Origin of the sequence: Nonomuraea sp. CA-141351 (genome assembly GCF_050944675.1) — a bacterium.
In the GTDB taxonomy this organism is placed as follows: Bacteria; Actinomycetota; Actinomycetes; order Streptosporangiales; family Streptosporangiaceae; genus Nonomuraea.
The window spans coordinates 10,910,892-10,927,203 of the sequence record NZ_CP191982.1; the positions used below are offsets into that span (position 1 = coordinate 10,910,892).

General features: G+C 69.1%; 13 protein-coding genes and 1 pseudogene. 5 read left to right on the forward strand and 9 right to left on the reverse strand.

Annotation, left to right across the window (positions count from 1 at the left end):
- Nucleotides 1-27: 27 nt before the first annotated feature.
- Both ACQPWU_RS51195 and ACQPWU_RS51200 read left to right on the forward strand, forming a co-directional pair.
- Complete coding sequence (locus tag ACQPWU_RS51195) at nucleotides 28-1,047, forward strand: MBL fold metallo-hydrolase (RefSeq protein WP_433433904.1); 1,020 nt, start codon at nucleotides 28-30, stop codon at nucleotides 1,045-1,047.
- A 25-nt stretch (nucleotides 1,048-1,072) separates the two neighbouring features.
- Nucleotides 1,073-1,753, forward strand: a complete 681-nt coding sequence (locus tag ACQPWU_RS51200; protein ID WP_433433906.1) for a FadR/GntR family transcriptional regulator — start codon at nucleotides 1,073-1,075, stop codon at nucleotides 1,751-1,753.
- 34 nt (nucleotides 1,754-1,787) lie between these two features.
- On the opposite strand, the gene ACQPWU_RS51205 is transcribed toward ACQPWU_RS51200, so the two are convergent.
- Nucleotides 1,788-3,278, reverse strand: a complete 1,491-nt coding sequence (locus ACQPWU_RS51205) for an alpha-N-arabinofuranosidase (protein WP_433433908.1) — start codon at nucleotides 3,276-3,278, stop codon at nucleotides 1,788-1,790.
- 81 nt (nucleotides 3,279-3,359) lie between these two features.
- Here ACQPWU_RS51205 and ACQPWU_RS51210 point away from each other — a divergent pair, with 81 nt between their 5' ends.
- On the forward strand, nucleotides 3,360-4,373 hold the full coding sequence (locus tag ACQPWU_RS51210; RefSeq protein WP_433433910.1) for a LacI family DNA-binding transcriptional regulator: 1,014 nt from the start codon (nucleotides 3,360-3,362) through the stop codon (nucleotides 4,371-4,373).
- Nucleotides 4,374-4,383: 10 nt separating this feature from the next.
- Entirely contained in the window at nucleotides 4,384-5,331 is a 948-nt protein-coding gene (locus ACQPWU_RS51215) for a DNA polymerase ligase N-terminal domain-containing protein (RefSeq protein WP_433433912.1), read from the forward strand.
- A 276-nt stretch (nucleotides 5,332-5,607) separates the two neighbouring features.
- Here the strand turns inward: ACQPWU_RS51215 and ACQPWU_RS51220 are convergent, their stop codons facing one another.
- From ACQPWU_RS51220 to ACQPWU_RS51250, 7 genes are read right to left on the reverse strand one after another with little or no spacing between them, the layout of a single operon-like run.
- The gene (locus ACQPWU_RS51220; RefSeq protein WP_433433914.1) at nucleotides 5,608-6,774 is read right to left on the reverse strand and encodes an aldo/keto reductase; all 1,167 of its coding nucleotides are present in this window, start codon (nucleotides 6,772-6,774) and stop codon (nucleotides 5,608-5,610) included.
- Nucleotides 6,771-7,760, reverse strand: coding sequence for an ABC transporter permease (locus ACQPWU_RS51225; protein ID WP_433433916.1), 990 nt, complete (start codon nucleotides 7,758-7,760; stop codon nucleotides 6,771-6,773). Before ACQPWU_RS51225 ends, ACQPWU_RS51220 begins: the two co-directional genes overlap by 4 nt.
- Entirely contained in the window at nucleotides 7,757-9,238 is a 1,482-nt protein-coding gene (locus ACQPWU_RS51230; RefSeq protein WP_433433917.1) for a sugar ABC transporter ATP-binding protein, read from the reverse strand. Before ACQPWU_RS51230 ends, ACQPWU_RS51225 begins: the two co-directional genes overlap by 4 nt.
- A complete protein-coding gene (locus tag ACQPWU_RS51235; RefSeq protein ID WP_433433918.1) occupies nucleotides 9,238-10,266 on the reverse strand; it encodes a sugar ABC transporter substrate-binding protein in 1,029 nt (342 codons plus the stop codon). The genes ACQPWU_RS51230 and ACQPWU_RS51235 overlap by 1 nt, the downstream gene beginning before the upstream one ends.
- Before the next feature lie 16 nt (nucleotides 10,267-10,282).
- Entirely contained in the window at nucleotides 10,283-11,017 is a 735-nt protein-coding gene (locus ACQPWU_RS51240; protein WP_433433919.1) for an SDR family NAD(P)-dependent oxidoreductase, read from the reverse strand.
- On the reverse strand, nucleotides 11,014-12,312 hold the full coding sequence (locus tag ACQPWU_RS51245; RefSeq protein ID WP_433433920.1) for an L-fuconate dehydratase: 1,299 nt from the start codon (nucleotides 12,310-12,312) through the stop codon (nucleotides 11,014-11,016). The genes ACQPWU_RS51240 and ACQPWU_RS51245 overlap by 4 nt, the downstream gene beginning before the upstream one ends.
- On the reverse strand, nucleotides 12,309-13,154 hold the full coding sequence (locus tag ACQPWU_RS51250; RefSeq protein ID WP_433433922.1) for a fumarylacetoacetate hydrolase family protein: 846 nt from the start codon (nucleotides 13,152-13,154) through the stop codon (nucleotides 12,309-12,311). Before ACQPWU_RS51250 ends, ACQPWU_RS51245 begins: the two co-directional genes overlap by 4 nt.
- Before the next feature lie 541 nt (nucleotides 13,155-13,695).
- Between ACQPWU_RS51250 and ACQPWU_RS51255 the strand changes: the two genes are divergently transcribed.
- Nucleotides 13,696-14,880, forward strand: a complete 1,185-nt coding sequence (locus ACQPWU_RS51255; protein WP_433433924.1) for a cytochrome P450 — start codon at nucleotides 13,696-13,698, stop codon at nucleotides 14,878-14,880.
- A gap of 605 nt (nucleotides 14,881-15,485) precedes the next feature.
- Here ACQPWU_RS51255 and ACQPWU_RS51260 read toward each other — a convergent pair.
- Nucleotides 15,486-16,253 (reverse strand): annotated as a pseudogene (locus tag ACQPWU_RS51260) (hypothetical protein); the annotation flags it as partial.
- Nucleotides 16,254-16,312: the final 59 nt, after the last annotated feature.

Genomic DNA, 16,312 nt, shown 5'->3' on the forward strand with positions numbered 1-16,312 from the left:
ACGAATGACCACCCGATCGGGGAGCGCATGAAGAGCAGACGCAGGCCGTACTCCGAGCAGCGGCCGCAGGACCTCGGCGGCGGGGTGTGGAACGTGCCGGTGCCCATCCCGGGCAACCCGCTCGGCTACACACTCGTCTACGCCGTCGAGTCGCCCAAGGGGCCGGTGCTGGTCGACGCCGGGTGGAACCATCCGGACGCCTGGGAGGCGCTCAGCGGCGGGCTCGCGGCGCTCGGGCTCGACGTGAGCACGGTGAGCGGGGTGGTCGTCACCCATTTCCATCCCGACCACGCCGGGCTCGCGGGGCAGGTCAAAGAGCGGTCCGGGGCGTGGATCGCGATGCACGAGAACGACGCGGCGCTGGTCAGGCTCATGCACGAGTATCCGGCCGACCAGCACGAGAGCTTCCAGTCCGACATGCTGAGGCGGGCGGGGGCCGACCCGGGCGAGGTGCGGCAGGCGGTGAGCCGCCCGACGCCGCCCGCCCTGCCCGACCGCGAGCTGCGTGACGGTGACCTGGTGGACCTGCCGGGGCGCAAGCTGCGGGCCGTCCACACGCCCGGGCACACCCCCGGGCACATCTGCCTGCACCTGGAGGACGCCGACCGGCTGTTCACCGGCGACCACGTCCTCCCCGACATCACTCCCCACGTCGGGATTTATCCCTACGACCGGGACGATGTCGATCCATTGGGCGACTTCCTGGACTCCTTGGACAGGGTCGGTGAGCTGGGACCCCTCGACGCCCTCCCCGCACATGAGTGGATATTTCCGGATGTGGCCGCGCGGGCCGCCGAGATCCGCCACCATCACGAGGAGAAGCTCGAACGGCTGCGCGCTCTCCTGGCCCAGCGGCCGGAGCCGCAGACCATCTGGGAGGTCGCCGCGATGATGACGTGGAACAGGCCATGGGACGACCTGTCCCCCATGCTGAGAGGCATGGCGGCCGGCGAGGCCGCGGCGCACCTGCGCGCCCTGGAGGCCCGAGGACAGGTTCGCCGGGTCCCCGGTGTCGATCTGGTCCGCTTCCAGGCTCTAGACTCCTAGACATCCGATGTCTAGGGAGAGAAGCGTGGCGGTCACCGACGCGGCCATCGACAAGATCAAGCAGATGATCGTCTCTGGCGAGCTGGCCCCAGGCGACAGGCTGCCCAAGGAGGCCGACCTCGCCGAGCGCCTCGGCCTGTCACGCAACTCGCTGCGTGAGGCCGTGCGCGCCCTGTCCCTGATCAACGTGCTCGACGTACGTCAGGGCGACGGCACCTACGTCACCAGCCTGGAGCCGCGCCTGCTGCTCGACACCATGTCGTTCGTGCTCGACCTGCACCGCGACGACACGGTGATCCAGTTCTTCGAGGTCAGGCGCATCCTGGAGCCGGCCGCCACGGCGATGGCGACCGAGCTCATGACCGACGAGGGGATCGAGGAGCTGCGTGTGATCCTCGAGTCCCTGCCCGCCGAGCCCACGGTCGAAGAGCTCGTGGCCAACGACCTGCGCTTCCACCAGCGGATCGCACAGGGATCGGGCAACAGCGTGCTGGCCTCGTTCATCGAGAGCCTGTCAGGTCCGACCACTCGGGCCAGGATCTGGCGTGGGCTCACGCAGGAGGGCGCGATGCAGAAGACGCGGGAGCAGCACACCGCGATCTACGAGGCCATCGCCGCCCGCCAGGCCGACGTCGCACGCTCCTGGGCGACCGTCCACGTGGCGGGCGTGGAGTCGTGGCTGCGCACGGCGCTCGAGCTGGACTGACTCACCAAGGGTAGGTGCCGCCCTCGAGCCCCGCTCACGAGGCCTTGACGACGTTGAATGAGATCGGCGGGAGCACCACGTTCAGCCGGTCGCCGTCGATCGTCGCGCCCTGGACCGCGCGGGGCTCGACGCGGCGCGGATCGCGCTCGGTGTTACGCGCGGCCGGGTCGTCTCCGGCGACCGTGACGTGTGAGATCCCCGAGCGTCGCGGCAGGCCGCGCAGGTCGATGGCCAGCGGCAGCGGGGTCTCGCCGCGGTTCACCGCGAAGACCGAGAGCTCGCCCTCGTCCAGGGTGGCGGCGGCGGCCAGCACGGGCACTTCGCCGTAGCGCTCGGTCGGCATGGCCGGGGCCGTGGCCTGCACCTGCAGCACCCGCCCTCGGGAGTTGGCGGCGGTGAGCGCGAACGGGTGGAAGATCGTCTGCCGCCACGCGGGTCCGCCCGGCTCGGTGCGGATGGGGGCGATCACGTTGGCGAGCTGGGCCTGGCAGGCGATGCCGACGCGGTCGGCGTGGTTGAGCAGGGTGATGAGCAGGCTGCCGACGACCGCGGCGCCGGCCACGTCGTACTCCTCCTCGATGATGCGCGGCGCGTGCGCCCAGTCGAGGCTGTCCTCGCCGCCGAACAGGCTCTGCGACCAGACGTTCCACTCATCGAAGGAGATCTTGAGCCGCTTGCGGCTGCCGAGCTTGGCCCCCACGTGGTCGGCCGTGGCGATGACACCCTGGATGTGCTGCTCCATCTCCACCGCCGAGGCCAGGTAACTGGCCCGGTCGCCGGCCACCGCGTCGTAGTAGGCGTGCGCGGAGATGTAGTCCACCTGGTCGTAGCAGTGCTCCAGCACCGTCGCCTCCCACGAGCCGAACGTGGGCATCCGCATGTTGGAGCTGCCGCAGGCCACCAGCTCGATGCTCGGGTCCACCCGGCGCATGGCCTTGGCCGTCTCGAGCGCGAGCCTGCCGTACTCGACTGCGGTCTTCCCGCCGATCTGCCAGGGTCCGTCCATCTCGTTGCCCAGGCACCACACCTTGATGCCGTACGGCTCGCGTACGCCATGCTTGATGCGCAGGTCGGACCAGCGGGTGCCGCCCGGGTAGTTGGCATATTCGAGCAGGTCCCGGGCCTCGCGCACGCCTCTGGTGCCCAGGTTGACCGCCATCACCGGCTCGGCCCCCACCTCACCCAGCCAGGTCATGAACTCGCCCAGCCCGAACGCGTTCGTCTCGATCTGCCGCCACGCCAGGTCCAGCCTCGTGGGCCGCTCCGGTGCCGGCCCGACGCCGTCCTCCCATTCGTAGTTGGACACGAAGTTGCCACCCGGATAGCGGACGGCCGTCACGCCCATTTCCCGCGCCAGCTCGATCACGTCACGCCGCAGGCCGTCGCCGTCGGCGGTCTCGTGCCCGGGCTCGAACACGCCCGTGTACACGCACCGCCCCATGTGCTCGACGAACGATCCGAACAGCCGCCGTTCCACCGGCCCGACCTCGAACGCCGGGTCCAGCGTGAGCTTGGCGGATTCCATGGACAATCCTCCCTCGTAGGCTTGCCCCATCTATACATCGTTGTATTCAACGTTGTAAAGAAGCGCATACACTTTCTGTCCATGGACAAAGCTCGCGTCGGCCTCAAGGACGTGGCCCACCTGGCCGGCGTCTCGGTGAAGACCGTTTCCAACGTGGTGAACGGCTACGTTCACGTCACGCCGGCCACCAGAAGCCGGGTCGAGGCGGCCATCAAGGAGCTCAACTACCGGCCCAACCTGTCGGCCAGGAACCTGCGGCAGGGCCGCACCGGGATCATCGCCCTGGCCGTGCCCGAGCTGGACACCCCGTACTTCGCGGAGCTGGCCAGGTTCGTGGTGGCGGCGGCGGAGGAGCAGGGGCTGACGGTGCTGATCGACCATACGGGCGCCTCTCGGGAACGCGAGCAGCTGGTCGCCGAGGGCTTCCGCGCCCGCCTGATCGACGGCCTGATCCTCAGCCCGCTGGCGCTGACGCCCGAGGACCTGGCCGCGCGCATGGATGACACGCCGATGGTGCTCCTGGGCGAACGGGTCTACGAAGGTCCGGCCGACCACATCGTGGTGGACAACGTTGCGGCGGCCAAGGAGGCGACCCTGCACCTGGCCTCGCTCGGCCGCCGCCGCATCGCCGCCATCGGGGCCAAGGACGACGAGGCGGCGGAGACGTCCCGGCTGCGGCTCGAGGGCTACCGCCGGGCGCTGAAAGAGGCGGGGCTGCCGCAGGACGACCGGCTGGTGGTCCCGGTCGAGGCGTACCACCGGGCGGACGGGGCCCGCGCGATGGCCGAGCTGCTCGACTCCGGCGCGGCGCCCGACGCGGTCTTCTGCTTCAACGACCTGCTGGCACTGGGCGCACTGCGGACCCTGCTCGAACGCGGTCTCGCGGTGCCTGGTGACGTGGCGCTGGCGGGCTTCGACGACATCGAGGACGGCCGGTACGGCACCCCGACCCTGACCACGATCTCCCCCGACAAGCAGACGATCGCCGGAAAGGCTGTGGACCTGCTGGCCGAGCGCATCAGCGGCACGTCCAGAGAGGCACGCGAGTTCCGGGTGCCGTACCGGCTGATGATCCGGGAGAGCACGGGCGGGTAGTACCCCTGTCGTGTCCGACAAACTGGAGCGATACCGGAGTAAACGCGACGCCAGCCGAACCCCCGAGCCCATCCCCCCGTCGCCGCCCTCCACGGGGAAGGGCAACGCGTTCGTCATCCAGGAGCACCACGCGCGCTCCCTCCACTGGGACCTGCGCCTTGAGCGCGACGGCGTCCTCGCCTCCTGGGCCGTCCCCAAGGGCCTGCCGACCGACCCCGGCACGAACCACCTGGCCGTGCAGACCGAGGACCACCCGATGGAGTACCTCGCGTTCCACGGCGAGATCCCCAAGGGCGAGTACGGCGGCGGCACGATGACCATCTGGGACACCGGCACGTACGAGACCGAGAAGTGGTCTGATCGCGAGGTCAAGTTCGTCCTGCATGGGAAGCGCGCCTCCGGGCGTTTCGTGCTGTTCCGGACGCGGGGGAAGAACTGGATGATCCACCGCATGGACGCCCTGGCCCGTGACCCGTTCCCACAGGTCGAGCCCATGCTCCCAACGGAACGCGCCAAGCCGCCGAAAGACGTCTCGGCCTACGCCTTCGAGTTCGCGTGGGGCGGCCGGCGCCTGCTCGTGCCCATCGAGGGCGGGCGCACCACGGCCGCGCGGGAACATCCGTGGCTTCCGGAGCTGGCGAGGTCGTTCGGCAGCCGCACCGCGATACTGGACGGGGAGCTGGCCACGCTGGGGGGCGCCGAGATCCTGGTGTTCTACGACCTGCTGTACGACGACGGCCATTCGCTGGTCGACCAGCCTTACACGGTGCGGCGGGCGGCGCTGGAGGCGCTGGAGCCGGCGGGCGCCCACTGGCAGACCGCCCCGTCGTGGCCGGGCGAGGCCGGCCCTGTGCGCCAGGCCGCCCGCGAGCAGGGCCTGCCCGGGATCGTGGCCAAGCGCCTCGACTCCCCGTACGAATCGGGGCCGTCGAAGTCCTGGCTGTTCATCCCCTCCTGACGCCCCCAAGCGGACCGGGCGCGCGGCGGGTCGTGGTCCCGCCTGGGGACACGCCGTTCACGCAGCGGATGGCCGCTCCTCCTCCGCCGCGCCTTCATTCGGAACGTCCACACGCCCACCACCGTGACGCCCGCGATGGACAGCGAGCCACCCCACCCGACGGTGGCACAGCGGGCCGCCCCACCCCCGGAACAGCCGCGGCGTCTGACGGCGGCACCGCGGCCATGCCTCGCGAGGGACGGCCCTACCGTCCGGCGGTCGTCGAGCCCTCCGGCCTCAGCCGGCTCCTTCCGGCAGCAGGCCCTCGGACTTCAGCTCCTCCCACAGCACGTCCGGCACCGGGCGGGACCACAGGGCGGCGTTCGCGGTGACCTCCTCGGGCGAGCGGGCGCCCAGGACGACCGAGGCGACGGCCGGGTGGCGCAGGGGGAAGGCCATGGCCGCCTGGGGCAGCGCGACGCCGTGGCGCTCGCAGACCTCCGCGATCCTCGTCGCCCTCTCCAGCATCGGTGCGGGGGCGGGCTGGTAGTTGTACGTGCCCGACGGCCGCGGCGTGGCCAGGATGCCGCTGTTGAAGACGCCCGCCGCCAGCACCCTCACCCCGCGCCGCGCGCACTCCTCCAGGAGCGGCAGGCCGGACTGGTCGAGCAGGGTGTAGCGGCCCGCGAGCATGACGACGTCGATGGAGGTCTCCTGGACGAAGCGCAGCGGCGCCTGCCACTGGTTCATCCCGACGCCGATCGCCTTCACCACGCCCTGCGCCCGCAGCTCGGCCAGCGCCGGGTACGCCTCCTCGAGCGCCTGCTCCAGGTGGTCGTCGGGGTCGTGGATGAGTGCGATGTCGACGGACGGGAGCCCGAGGCGGGCCAGGGACTCCTCCAAGGACCTGCGCACGCCGTCGCCGGAGAAGTCCCACACCCGTTGGACCTCGGCGGACACGTCGAAGCCCTCGTCGTCACGGCCGCTCTGCGATGACGCGGGCACCAGCAGGCGGCCGACCTTCGTTGAGAGGACGTAGCCCGAACGGCCTTTGAGAGCGGCGCCGAGGCGGCGCTCCGAGAGGCCGAGTCCGTAGTGGGGCGCGGTGTCGAACAGGCGCACCCCGCTGTCCCATGCCGCGTCGATCGTGGCGCGCGCCTGCTCCTCCGGCACCTCCTGGAAGAGGTTGCCGATCGGAGCCCCGCCGAAGCCGTGACGCGACAACTCGATCCCGCCACCGTCCCCCCCGGCCCTGGTCCCGGTCTCGGTCCCAGTCCTGCCACCGTCCCGCCCGGCCCCCGCCCTGCCGACCGCGCCGCCATCCGAGCCGGCCTCAGCCCCGCCGACCGCGCTGCCGTCCAAACCAGCCTCAGCCCCGCCGACCGCGCTGCCATCCAGGCCAGCCTCAGCCCTGCCGACCGCGCCGCCGTCCGAGCCGATGCGAGGCTCCTCGATCCCGCTCAATCTTGTGCCTTTCCGCCCGCGATCCGGCTGATCATCAGTGCGATGAGGATGATCCCACCGTAGATCACCGGCTGCCAGAAGCCCGAGACGCCGATAAGTGTCAGAATGTTCTGGACCAGGCCGATCACCAGTACGCCTGTGAGCGCGCCCAGGATCGTGCCCTTGCCGCCGTCCATGCTCACGCCGCCGATCACCGCCGCCGCGAACACCATGAAGATCCACCCGACACCCTGGTTGTTGCCGATCGCACCGAGGCGGCCGGTCTCCAGGATCCCGGCCAGCGCCGCCAGCGTTCCGCCCAGGATGAACACCCCGTAGAGCACCCGGTCCACCCGGATGCCGGCGGCGCGGGCAGCGTCGGCGTTGCCGCCGATCGCGTAGAGCGCGCGGCCGAGCCTCAGGTAGCCCAGGCCGAAGATGCCCACCGCGAACAGCACCCCGGCGATCCAGATGGCGGCGGGCAGGCCGAGCCACACGGCGCTGCCCAGGTAGAGGATCGAGTCGGGCAGCTGGAAGAGCGTCTTGCCCTCCGTCGGCCCCTGCAGGAAGCCGTGCACGATGATCAGCATCGCCAGCGTGACGATGAACGCCGACAACTGGAACCTGATGATCAGGAAGCCGTTGAATGCCCCGATGGCGGCGCCGACCAGCAGGGCCAGCGGGATCACCAGCGCGCCCGGCAGCCCGATGCCGAACCCGCCCGCCGACACCGGGATCACCAGCATCACCGCGATGGCCGGCGCGGTGCCGACCGTCGACTCCAGCGAGAGGTCGAACTTGCCGGCGATGAGGATCATCGCCTCCGCCAGCACGAGGAGCGAGATCGCCGCCTGTTGCTGCAGCACGTTCGTGAGGTTGCCCGCCGTCAGGAAGGTCGGGTCGAGGAACGCGCCCACGACGAGCAGGATCACGATCACCGGCACCAGCGTCAGGTCACGGAACCTGGCGAGCCTGATCCGAGGGGCCGGCGCACTCAAAGTGGTCAATCTTCTATGCCTTCCATCACGGCCACGAGCTCGTGGTCCGTCCAGCCACGCGGCACGTCCTTGACGACCCTGCCGTGGAACATCACCAGCACTCTGTCGCAAATGCGTAGGTCGTCGAGCTCGTCGGAGACCACCACAGCCCCGGCTCCCTGCTCGACCGCGTCCTCGACGGCGCCGAGCAGGGCCTGTTTGGCCTTGACGTCGACGCCGGCGGTGGGGTTGATCACGACCAGCACGTTCGGGTCGTCCACGAGCGCCCGCGCGAACACCACCTTCTGGGCGTTGCCTCCGGACAGGTCGCCAACCGGCTGGTCAGGCCCTTCTGTCTTGATGTCGAGGTTTTTGATCAGCTCGTCGGCCTTGGCCCGGCGGCGGGCCGGCGACACGATCCCGTACCGGCCCAGCTTGCGGGCGATCGGGAACGTGGCGTTCTCCCCCACCGAGAGCAGCGGGACGAAGCCCTCGTGGTGACGGTCCTCCGGCACGAACCCGAGGCCCGCCTTCATGGCGGCGGGCACGTCGCCCGGCTTGACCAGGGTGCCGTTGACCGTGACCGTGCCGGAGTCGGCCTTGCGCAGCCCGACCAGGGTTTCGGCCAGGCCGACCTTGCCGCTGCTCGCGGATCCGGCCAGGCCGACGACCTCACCCGATTTAACGGAGATATCAACATTCGCGTAGCGGCCGCCCAGCGTGAGGCCCTCGCCCGACAGCACCACCGTGTCGGCGGGCGTGTGCACGCGGGACTCGTAGGCCACCGTGGCCTCGCCCGTCATCGCGGCGACCAGCTCGTCGTGCGGGAGGTCCGCGACGGGCCTGGTCACGATGTGCCGCGCGTCGCGGAAGACCGTGACGCTCTGGCAGATCTCGTAGACCTCGTCGAGGTGGTGGGAGATGTACATCATCGTGACGCCCTGCTCGCGCAGCGAGCGCATGCGGGCGAACAGCCGCTCGATGGCCGGCCCGTCGAGCCTGGCAGTCGGCTCGTCGAGGATGATGAACCTGGCGCCGAACGACAGCGCGCGGGCGATCTCCACGAGCTGGCGCTGCTCGACGGTCAGGTCGCCGGCCAGCGCCTGCGCGTCGACATCCACCTCGTACGTGTCCAGCAGGTCGCGAGCCCTGGTCCGCAGCGCCCGCCAGTTGATCCTGGCGCCCTTGGCCGCCTGGCGGTTGAGGAACAGGTTCTCTGCGACCGTGAGCGCCGGGATGATCGTGGACTTCTGATAGACGCAGGCGACGCGCTGCCGCCAGGCGTCACGGTCGGCGAGGGCGGGCGCCGCCTCTCCCGAGAACAGCACCTCGCCTTCATCGGCCGGCTGGAGCCCGGTGAGAATCGACACCAGGGTGGACTTCCCCGCGCCGTTCCTGCCGACGAGCGCGTGGGTCTCGCCATCGGCGATCGCGATCCCCGCGCCGTTGAGCGCGACGGTCGGCCCGAAGCGCTTGACGACGTTTCGGGCTTCAACGTGATTTTTCATCACTTGACCTGATTACCCCAAAGGCTCTTGTCGTCCACGTTGTCCTTCGTCACGAGCGGCGCGGCAAGCTGGTCCTCCAGGCCGTTCGGGAGCTGGATGATGTTGCTGTCGTGGTCGGTCGGGCCGGGCTTGAACGTCTTACCCTCCAACGCGGCCTTGGCATAGAAGAGCGCGTACTTGGCATACAGGTCGGCCGGCTGCGATACCGTGGCATCGATGTCGCCCTTGCGGATCGCCTCGAACTCCTGCGGGATGCCGTCGTTCGACACCACGAAGATGTGCTTGGGGTCGCTCGGCGGGACGAGCAGCCCCTTCTGCTTCAGCACCTGCAGCGTCGGGGCCAGGTGGACGCCGCCGGCGTGCATGTAGATGCCCTTGATGTCAGGGTTCTGCTCCAGGCGGGTCTGCAGCATCGACGCCGCCTTGCTGCCCTCCCACTCGGTCGGCTCGCTGAAGACCGTGATGCCGGGGAACTTGGTCTTCATGCACTCAAGGAACGCCTCCGACCTGTCACGGCCGTTGATCGAGCTGAGCGCACCCTGGAGCTGGACGACCTTGCCCTTGCCCCCCAGCTTCTCGCCGAGGAACTCGCAGGCCTTCGTCCCGTACGCGCGGTTGTCGGCGCGTACGACCATGTAGACCTTGCCCTTGTCCGGACGGGTGTCGACGGTCACGACAGGGATCTTCTTGTTCTCCAGTTGCTGGAGCGTGTTGGCGATGGCGCCGGTGTCCTGCGGGGCCATGACGATCGCCTTGGCACCCTGTCCGATCAGCGCCTGCACGTTGTTGACCAGCTTGGCCACGTCGTTCTGCGAGTTCGTGGGTGGCATGAGGTCCACCTTGAGCTCGCCGGCCATTTGCGGGACGTACTTGATGTAGGAGTTCCAGAAGTCGGAGTCGGCCCGCGGGTGGTCGATACCGATCTTCCCGCCGCCGCTTCCGCCTCCTCCTCCCGTCGTTGTGCCTGAGCCACACGCGGTGACGACCGCCAAGAGGGCCGCTGCCGCGACCGCCGATCCGAACTTCATTGGGGGGTGACCTTCCTTAGTTGGATGCTCTGAGCCGGAGCCCCTGCATTCCGCCGTCGACCGCGAGCGCGGTCCCGGTGGTCGCACCGGCTTCGGGGCTGGCGAGGTAGGCGATCGCCGCGGCGACCTCCTCCGCGCTCACCAGGCGGCCCATTGGCTGCCTGGCGTTGAGTGCGGCACGCTCCGCGTCGGGGTCGTCGGCAGAGTCGAGCAGCCTGCCGACCCACGGAGTGTCCGCTGTGCCCGGGTTTACGCAGTTGACCCGAATGCCTTCGCGTATGTGGTCCGCGGCCATCGCGAGCGTCAGCGACAACACCGCGCCCTTGGTCGCGCTGTAGAGCGCCCGCTGCGGCAGCCCCGCGGTGGCCGCGATCGAGCAGGTGTTGACGATCGAGGCGTGCTGGGACTTCCTGAGGTACGGCAGCGCCGCCCGCGCGACCCGGACCATGCCGAGCACGTTGACGTTGAACACCTTCTGCCACTCGCTGTCCGGGTTGTCCTCGATGGTGCCCTGTGCGCCGATGCCCGCGTTGTTGACGAGCACGTCGATGCCGCCGAGGCGGTCGGCGGCCTCCGCGACCGCCGCACGTACCCCCTCGTCGTCCGTCACGTCGACCTTGATCCCGATGAACGGCTCGCCGGGCGGATTGATGTCGAGGCAGGCGACCTGCATGCCACGCTCGGCGAGCAGTGTCGCGACGGCCAGGCCGATCCCCGAGCCGCCGCCGGTGACGATCGCTTTCAGACTCACGCGTCCCTCCAGACCTCGCCGCCGGGGAACGTATGGGCGGCGATCGACGCAGCATGCATCTCCGCGCTGAAGCCGGGCGTGGACGGTGCCACGTACCTGCCGTTACGGATGACGACCGGGTCCACGAAGTGCTCGTGGAGGTGGTCGACGTACTCGATCACGCGGTTGTCCATGGAGCCGGTGACCGTTACGTAGTCGAACATCGACAGGTGTTGCACCAGTTCGCACAGCCCGACACCGCCCGCGTGCGGGCACACCGGCACGCCGAACTTGGCCGCGAGCAGCAGGATCGCCAGGTTCTCGTTGACGCCGCCGACTCTGGCCGAGTCGATCTGCAGGTAGGAGATGGCGTTGGCCTGCAGGAGCTGCTTGAACACGATGCGGTTCTGGACGTGTTCGCCGGTGGCCACCGGGATGGGCTCGATGCCCCTGGCGATGGCGGCGTGGCCGAGCACGTCGTCGGGACTGGTCGGCTCCTCGACCCAGTGGGGGTTGAACTCGCGCAGCGCGTTGATCCACTCGATGCCCGAGCCGACGTCCCAGCGCTGGTTGGCGTCGATCGCGATCGGGAAGTCCGGGCCGCAGACCTCGCGGGCCACCCTGAAGCGGCGCCGGTCGTCGTCGAGATCGGCGCCGACCTTGAGCTTGATCTGCGTGAAGCCCTGGTCGAGCGCCTCCTTGCACAGCCTGCGCAGCTTTTCGTCGTCGTAGCCCAGCCAACCGGGGGAGGTCGTGTAAGCGGGGTAGCCATCCTCAATCAGCCGACTTATCCGCTCTCCCTTACCCTCCTCTGCATTTCTCAGGATCTGAAGGGCCTCGTCGCGCGTGAGGGCATCACTCAGGTAGCGGAAGTCGATGAGATCGACGATCTCATCGGGGGACATCTCGGACAGCAGCCGCCACAACGGCTTGCCCGCCCGCTTGGCCTTGAGATCCCACAGGGCGTTCACTACGGCGGAGATCGCCATGTGCATGACGCCCTTCTCCGGGCCGAGCCAGCGCAGCTGCGAGTCGTTGACCATCTCCTTGTAGAGCGCGCCGAGGTCTTCGACGTCCCTGCCGATGACGTACGGCTGAAGCGCGCTGATGGCGGCGGTCTGGATGTCGTTGCCGCGCCCGATCGTGAACGCGAACCCGTGCCCCTCGAACCCGTCATCGGTCTTGAGCACGACATAGGCCGCGGAGTAGTCGGGATCGGGATTCATCGCGTCCGAACCGTCGAGCTCCCGCGAGGTCGGGAAACGCACGTCGTGCGTCTCCATCCCGACGATCCGGTACGCGCCTGGGGCCGTCATGCCTGCCCCACCGTCTGGCGCTGCCGCCCGAGCCCTTGGATCTCCAGCTCCATCACGTCACCCGCACGCAGGTACGGCTGCCCCGGCATGCCCATCGCCACGCCGGCGGGCGTGCCGGTATTGATCACATCGCCTGGCTCCAGGACCATGAACTGGCTCAGGTAGCGCACGATCTCGGCCACATCGAAGATCATGTTCTTCGTGTCGCCGTCCTGACGCGTCTCGCCGTTCACCCACAGGCGCAGGGCCAGGCTCTGCGGGTCGGCCACCTCGTCCGCGGTCACCAGCCAGGGGCCGAGCGGGTTGAACGTCTCGCACGACTTGCCCTTGTCCCACTGGCCGCCGCGTTCGAGCTGGAACTCACGCTCGGAGACGTCATTGGAGATCGCATACCCGGCGATCACGCCGAGCGCCTCCTCCCGGCTGCCCAGGTAGCGGGCCTCCTCGCCGATGATGATCGCCAGCTCCACCTCCCAGTCGGTCTTCACGCTGCCCCGCGGGACGAGCACCTCGTCGTACGGGCCGACCATGGTGTTGGAGGCCTTCATGAACACGACCGGCTCGGCCGGCACGTCCTGACCAGACTCGGCGGCATGGTCGCTGTAGTTCAGGCCGATACAAACGATCTTGCCAGGACGCGCAATGGGGGCGCCGATCCGCAGCCCCTCGGCTTCGACGACGGGCAGGGCACCGCGCTCGAGCGCGTCCCGGACGCGCGCCACTCCCCCGGAAGCGAGGAAAGCCCCATCAATCTCGGGCTCTCCGATGTCGCGCAGGTTACCGGCGTCATCCATGACCACCGGGCGCTCCTGGCCGACAGGTCCTACTCGCAGCAGCTTCACACCGCATCCTTCACATATACATCGGATGTCTCGTTTCACGATGCTCGTGCGACCAGCCGGAGCATGTCAAGGGCGTCGAGAGGGATACATCCGATCCGTGACCTCGGAAGACACCCCGAGGAGACGGTCGGCGCCTGTGAATCGACTTAACCGCTCCGATGGCTACGTTCACATACACGAATGTACGCCTTCCAAAACATCGGAGGTAAAACCCACCTCAAGCCCTGTCGCCGAGGCGGTCACGCGCAGGTCACGGCTGCGATCACTACACCTACCCGCAATCAAAACGACACACCCACACGAGCGGACCCCGAAGCCCCAGCCCAGAGGTCGATTTGCCGAAACAGGCACACCACCACAGCCACACAGGGATGTCATTCACCACCGGGATCACAAGAACCTGTCGCCGCCGGGACCCCGTTGCCCCCGCCCCATCGGGCCATCGCGCAACTACATTCCTCCTTGACGACCGTACAGGGACGTAATAGAACACGTTTCAGTAGGGCATTTAACCAAGCGCTTGATCAAGAGGGTGAATCGGGTGCACATCGACCTCGTCGACAGGGACATTTACGCGACAACCGGACCACCACACGAGCAGCTAGCCTGGCTCCGCGCGAACTCCCCCGTCCACTGGCACGAGGGCGCGCCCGGCTTCTGGGCCGTCACCCGATACGAGGACGTGGTCCACGTATCGCGGCACTCGGACCTGTTCTCCTCCCACAGGAAGCTCGCCCTGTTCGAAGAGCTGACCCAGGACCAGATCGACCTCCAGCGCCACATGATGCTCAACCAGGACCCGCCCGAGCACACGAGACGGCGCTCCCTGGTCAACCGGGGCTTCACCCCGCGCACGATCGGAGCTCTCGAAGAACACATCCGCGACATCTGCGACGACCTCCTCGACAAGTGCACCGGCGAGGTGGACTTCGTCACCGAAGTCGCCGCGCCGCTCCCCCTCTACGTGATCTGCGAGCTGCTCGGCGCGCCCGTGGCCGACCGCGACAAGATCTTCACCTGGTCCAACCGCATGATCGGCAGCCAGGACCCCGACTACTCGGAAAGCCCCGAGGCGGGCGCGGCCGCCGCCATGGAGGTCTACACCTACGCCAGCGAGCTCGCGGCACGACGTAGGGGCACTCCGAAGAACGACATCGTCACCAAGCTCCTCCAATCCAACGAACACGGCGAGACGCTCGACGAGGACGAGTTCAACCTCTTCGTCCTCCTCCTGGTGGTGGCCGGCAACGAGACCACCCGCAACGCGGCCTCCGGCGGCATGCTCACCCTCTTCGAGCACCCGGACCAGTGGGACCGCCTGGTCGCCGACCCCACCCTCGCCAAGACCGCCGCCGACGAGATCGTCCGCTGGGTCTCCCCGGTCAACCTCTTCCGCCGCACCTCCACCACCGACCAGGTGCTGGGCGGACAGGAGATCAAGGCAGACGACAAGGTCGTCGTCTTCTACGCCTCCGCCAACCGCGACACCACGGTCTTCCCTGAACCCGAGGTCTTCGACATCACCCGCGACCCGAACCCGCACATCGGCTTCGGAGGCGGCGGCGCCCACTTCTGCCTCGGCAACCACCTGGCCAAGCTGGAACTCCGGATCCTCTTCGAACAACTGGCCCGCCGCCGCCCCCACCTCCACCAAACAGGCCCGGCCCGCCGGTTGCGCTCGAACTTCATCAACGGCATCAAGGAACTCCCCGTCACGGTCGGCTGACCCGCCCCTCGATCACCCCCTCCGGCCGACACCCATCGCGTCGCACCAACACCCACCGAGACGGTGCGTCGCGCTCCCTGCAGTGCGAGGCGGCCGTCCGGTGCGACGCAGCCGTGGGGTGCGACGCGGCCGTCCGGTGCGCCGTGCCCGCCGAGGCGGCATGACGCGCCCACCCGCGCGGTGCGCCGGGCCCCGCTCGTCGCGAGGGGGCGCGCCCGCTCATGCGATGCGGCTCGCCCGCTCGTGCCATGTGACGCACTTCTCGTACGGTGCACACGCCTCCCAGGGCGATGCCGCCTGCCGGCTCGTGCCATGCGACGCACTTCTCGTACGGTGCACACACCTCCCAGGGCGATGCGGCCTGCCCGCTCGTCACGGGTGGCGCCGCGACACCGCCCGGCGTGGGCGTCGCCCCCGGTCATGCGGCGCCCGTGGCGTGTCCGGCTGGGTAAGCGGAAGCGGGAGCGGCGGCGGGCGGCGCGGATGCGGCGGAGGATGCGGTTGGTGCGTTCCGGCCCGGGCTGCCAGCCGCGCTCGATCAGGGCGTTGGCCACGTGGTGGAGGAGGTCGGCGATCTGGCCGGGGATCACGTCCCCCCGGACGGCGATCACGCGCCAGCCCCGCCGCCGGAGCTCCTCGCGGCGGTCGGCGTCACGTTGCTGGTCGGCGGCCGCGGTGTGGTGCTCGCGGCCGTCGTACTCAACAGCGATCTTGAACTCCTCCCAGCCCAGATCGAGGTACGCGAACCGGTCTTCGTCCAGCTCGACCCTGATCTGGGTGCTGGGCCTGGGAAGGCCGGCGTCGACGAGGATGACCCTGAGCCAGCTCTCTCTGGGAGAGGCGGCGCCCCGGTCGGCCAGAGCGAGCGTGTCGCGCAGCCGCCAGGAGTTGAACGGGCGGTGCCACAGCGCTTCGAGATCCACACCCCTACGGGCGAACTGGTCGAGGATCGCCACCGCCTCCATGCGCGGCAGCCAGCGAGCGCAGTCGAGGGCTGTGCGCTCCATGGTGGTGAGGCGGACGCCCTTGTGTGTGGTGATGTCCTCTGGCGCAAGGGGCGCCGTGTAGGTGACGCAGCCGGGGAGCGCCAGATGGCTGGGGGCGGTCAGCTCTATGGGCCAGTCGGGCTCTGCGGCCGGCAGGACTTTCAGGCCCCAGATGTGTGCGGCCGTCTGGCGGCAGACGACGACCTGCGGGACCGCTCGGGTGGCTCGACCGGCGCGCTCGATCAAGGAGAGGCGAGAGAAGGGGTAAGGGGCCGGAGCGAGCGGGGCTTTCGGAGGGGGTGCTACGCGAGCACCGACCGGCTCTCCCCCAGAGGCGTCGGGGCCGATGGCCTGGAGGGCGAGGGGTGTGGCAGCGGGGTGGGGCATGGCGCCAAGGGTGCTACGGCGGGCCGGCGTGCCGGGCGGCCGAATGGGGTTCTGTGGAT

Excerpts from the sequence above, each read along its gene's own strand:
- ACQPWU_RS51195 (WP_433433904.1), top strand. The coding sequence starts at position 28 with ATGAAGAGCAGACGCAGGCCGTACTCCGAGCAGCGGCCGCAGGACCTC.
- ACQPWU_RS51210 (WP_433433910.1), top strand. The coding sequence starts at position 3,360 with ATGGACAAAGCTCGCGTCGGCCTCAAGGACGTGGCCCACCTGGCCGGC.
- ACQPWU_RS51205 (WP_433433908.1), bottom strand. The coding sequence starts at position 3,278 with ATGGAATCCGCCAAGCTCACGCTGGACCCGGCGTTCGAGGTCGGGCCG.
- ACQPWU_RS51230 (WP_433433917.1), bottom strand. The coding sequence starts at position 9,238 with ATGAAAAATCACGTTGAAGCCCGAAACGTCGTCAAGCGCTTCGGGCCG.
- ACQPWU_RS51235 (WP_433433918.1), bottom strand. The coding sequence starts at position 10,266 with ATGAAGTTCGGATCGGCGGTCGCGGCAGCGGCCCTCTTGGCGGTCGTC.
- ACQPWU_RS51245 (WP_433433920.1), bottom strand. The coding sequence starts at position 12,312 with ATGACGGCCCCAGGCGCGTACCGGATCGTCGGGATGGAGACGCACGAC.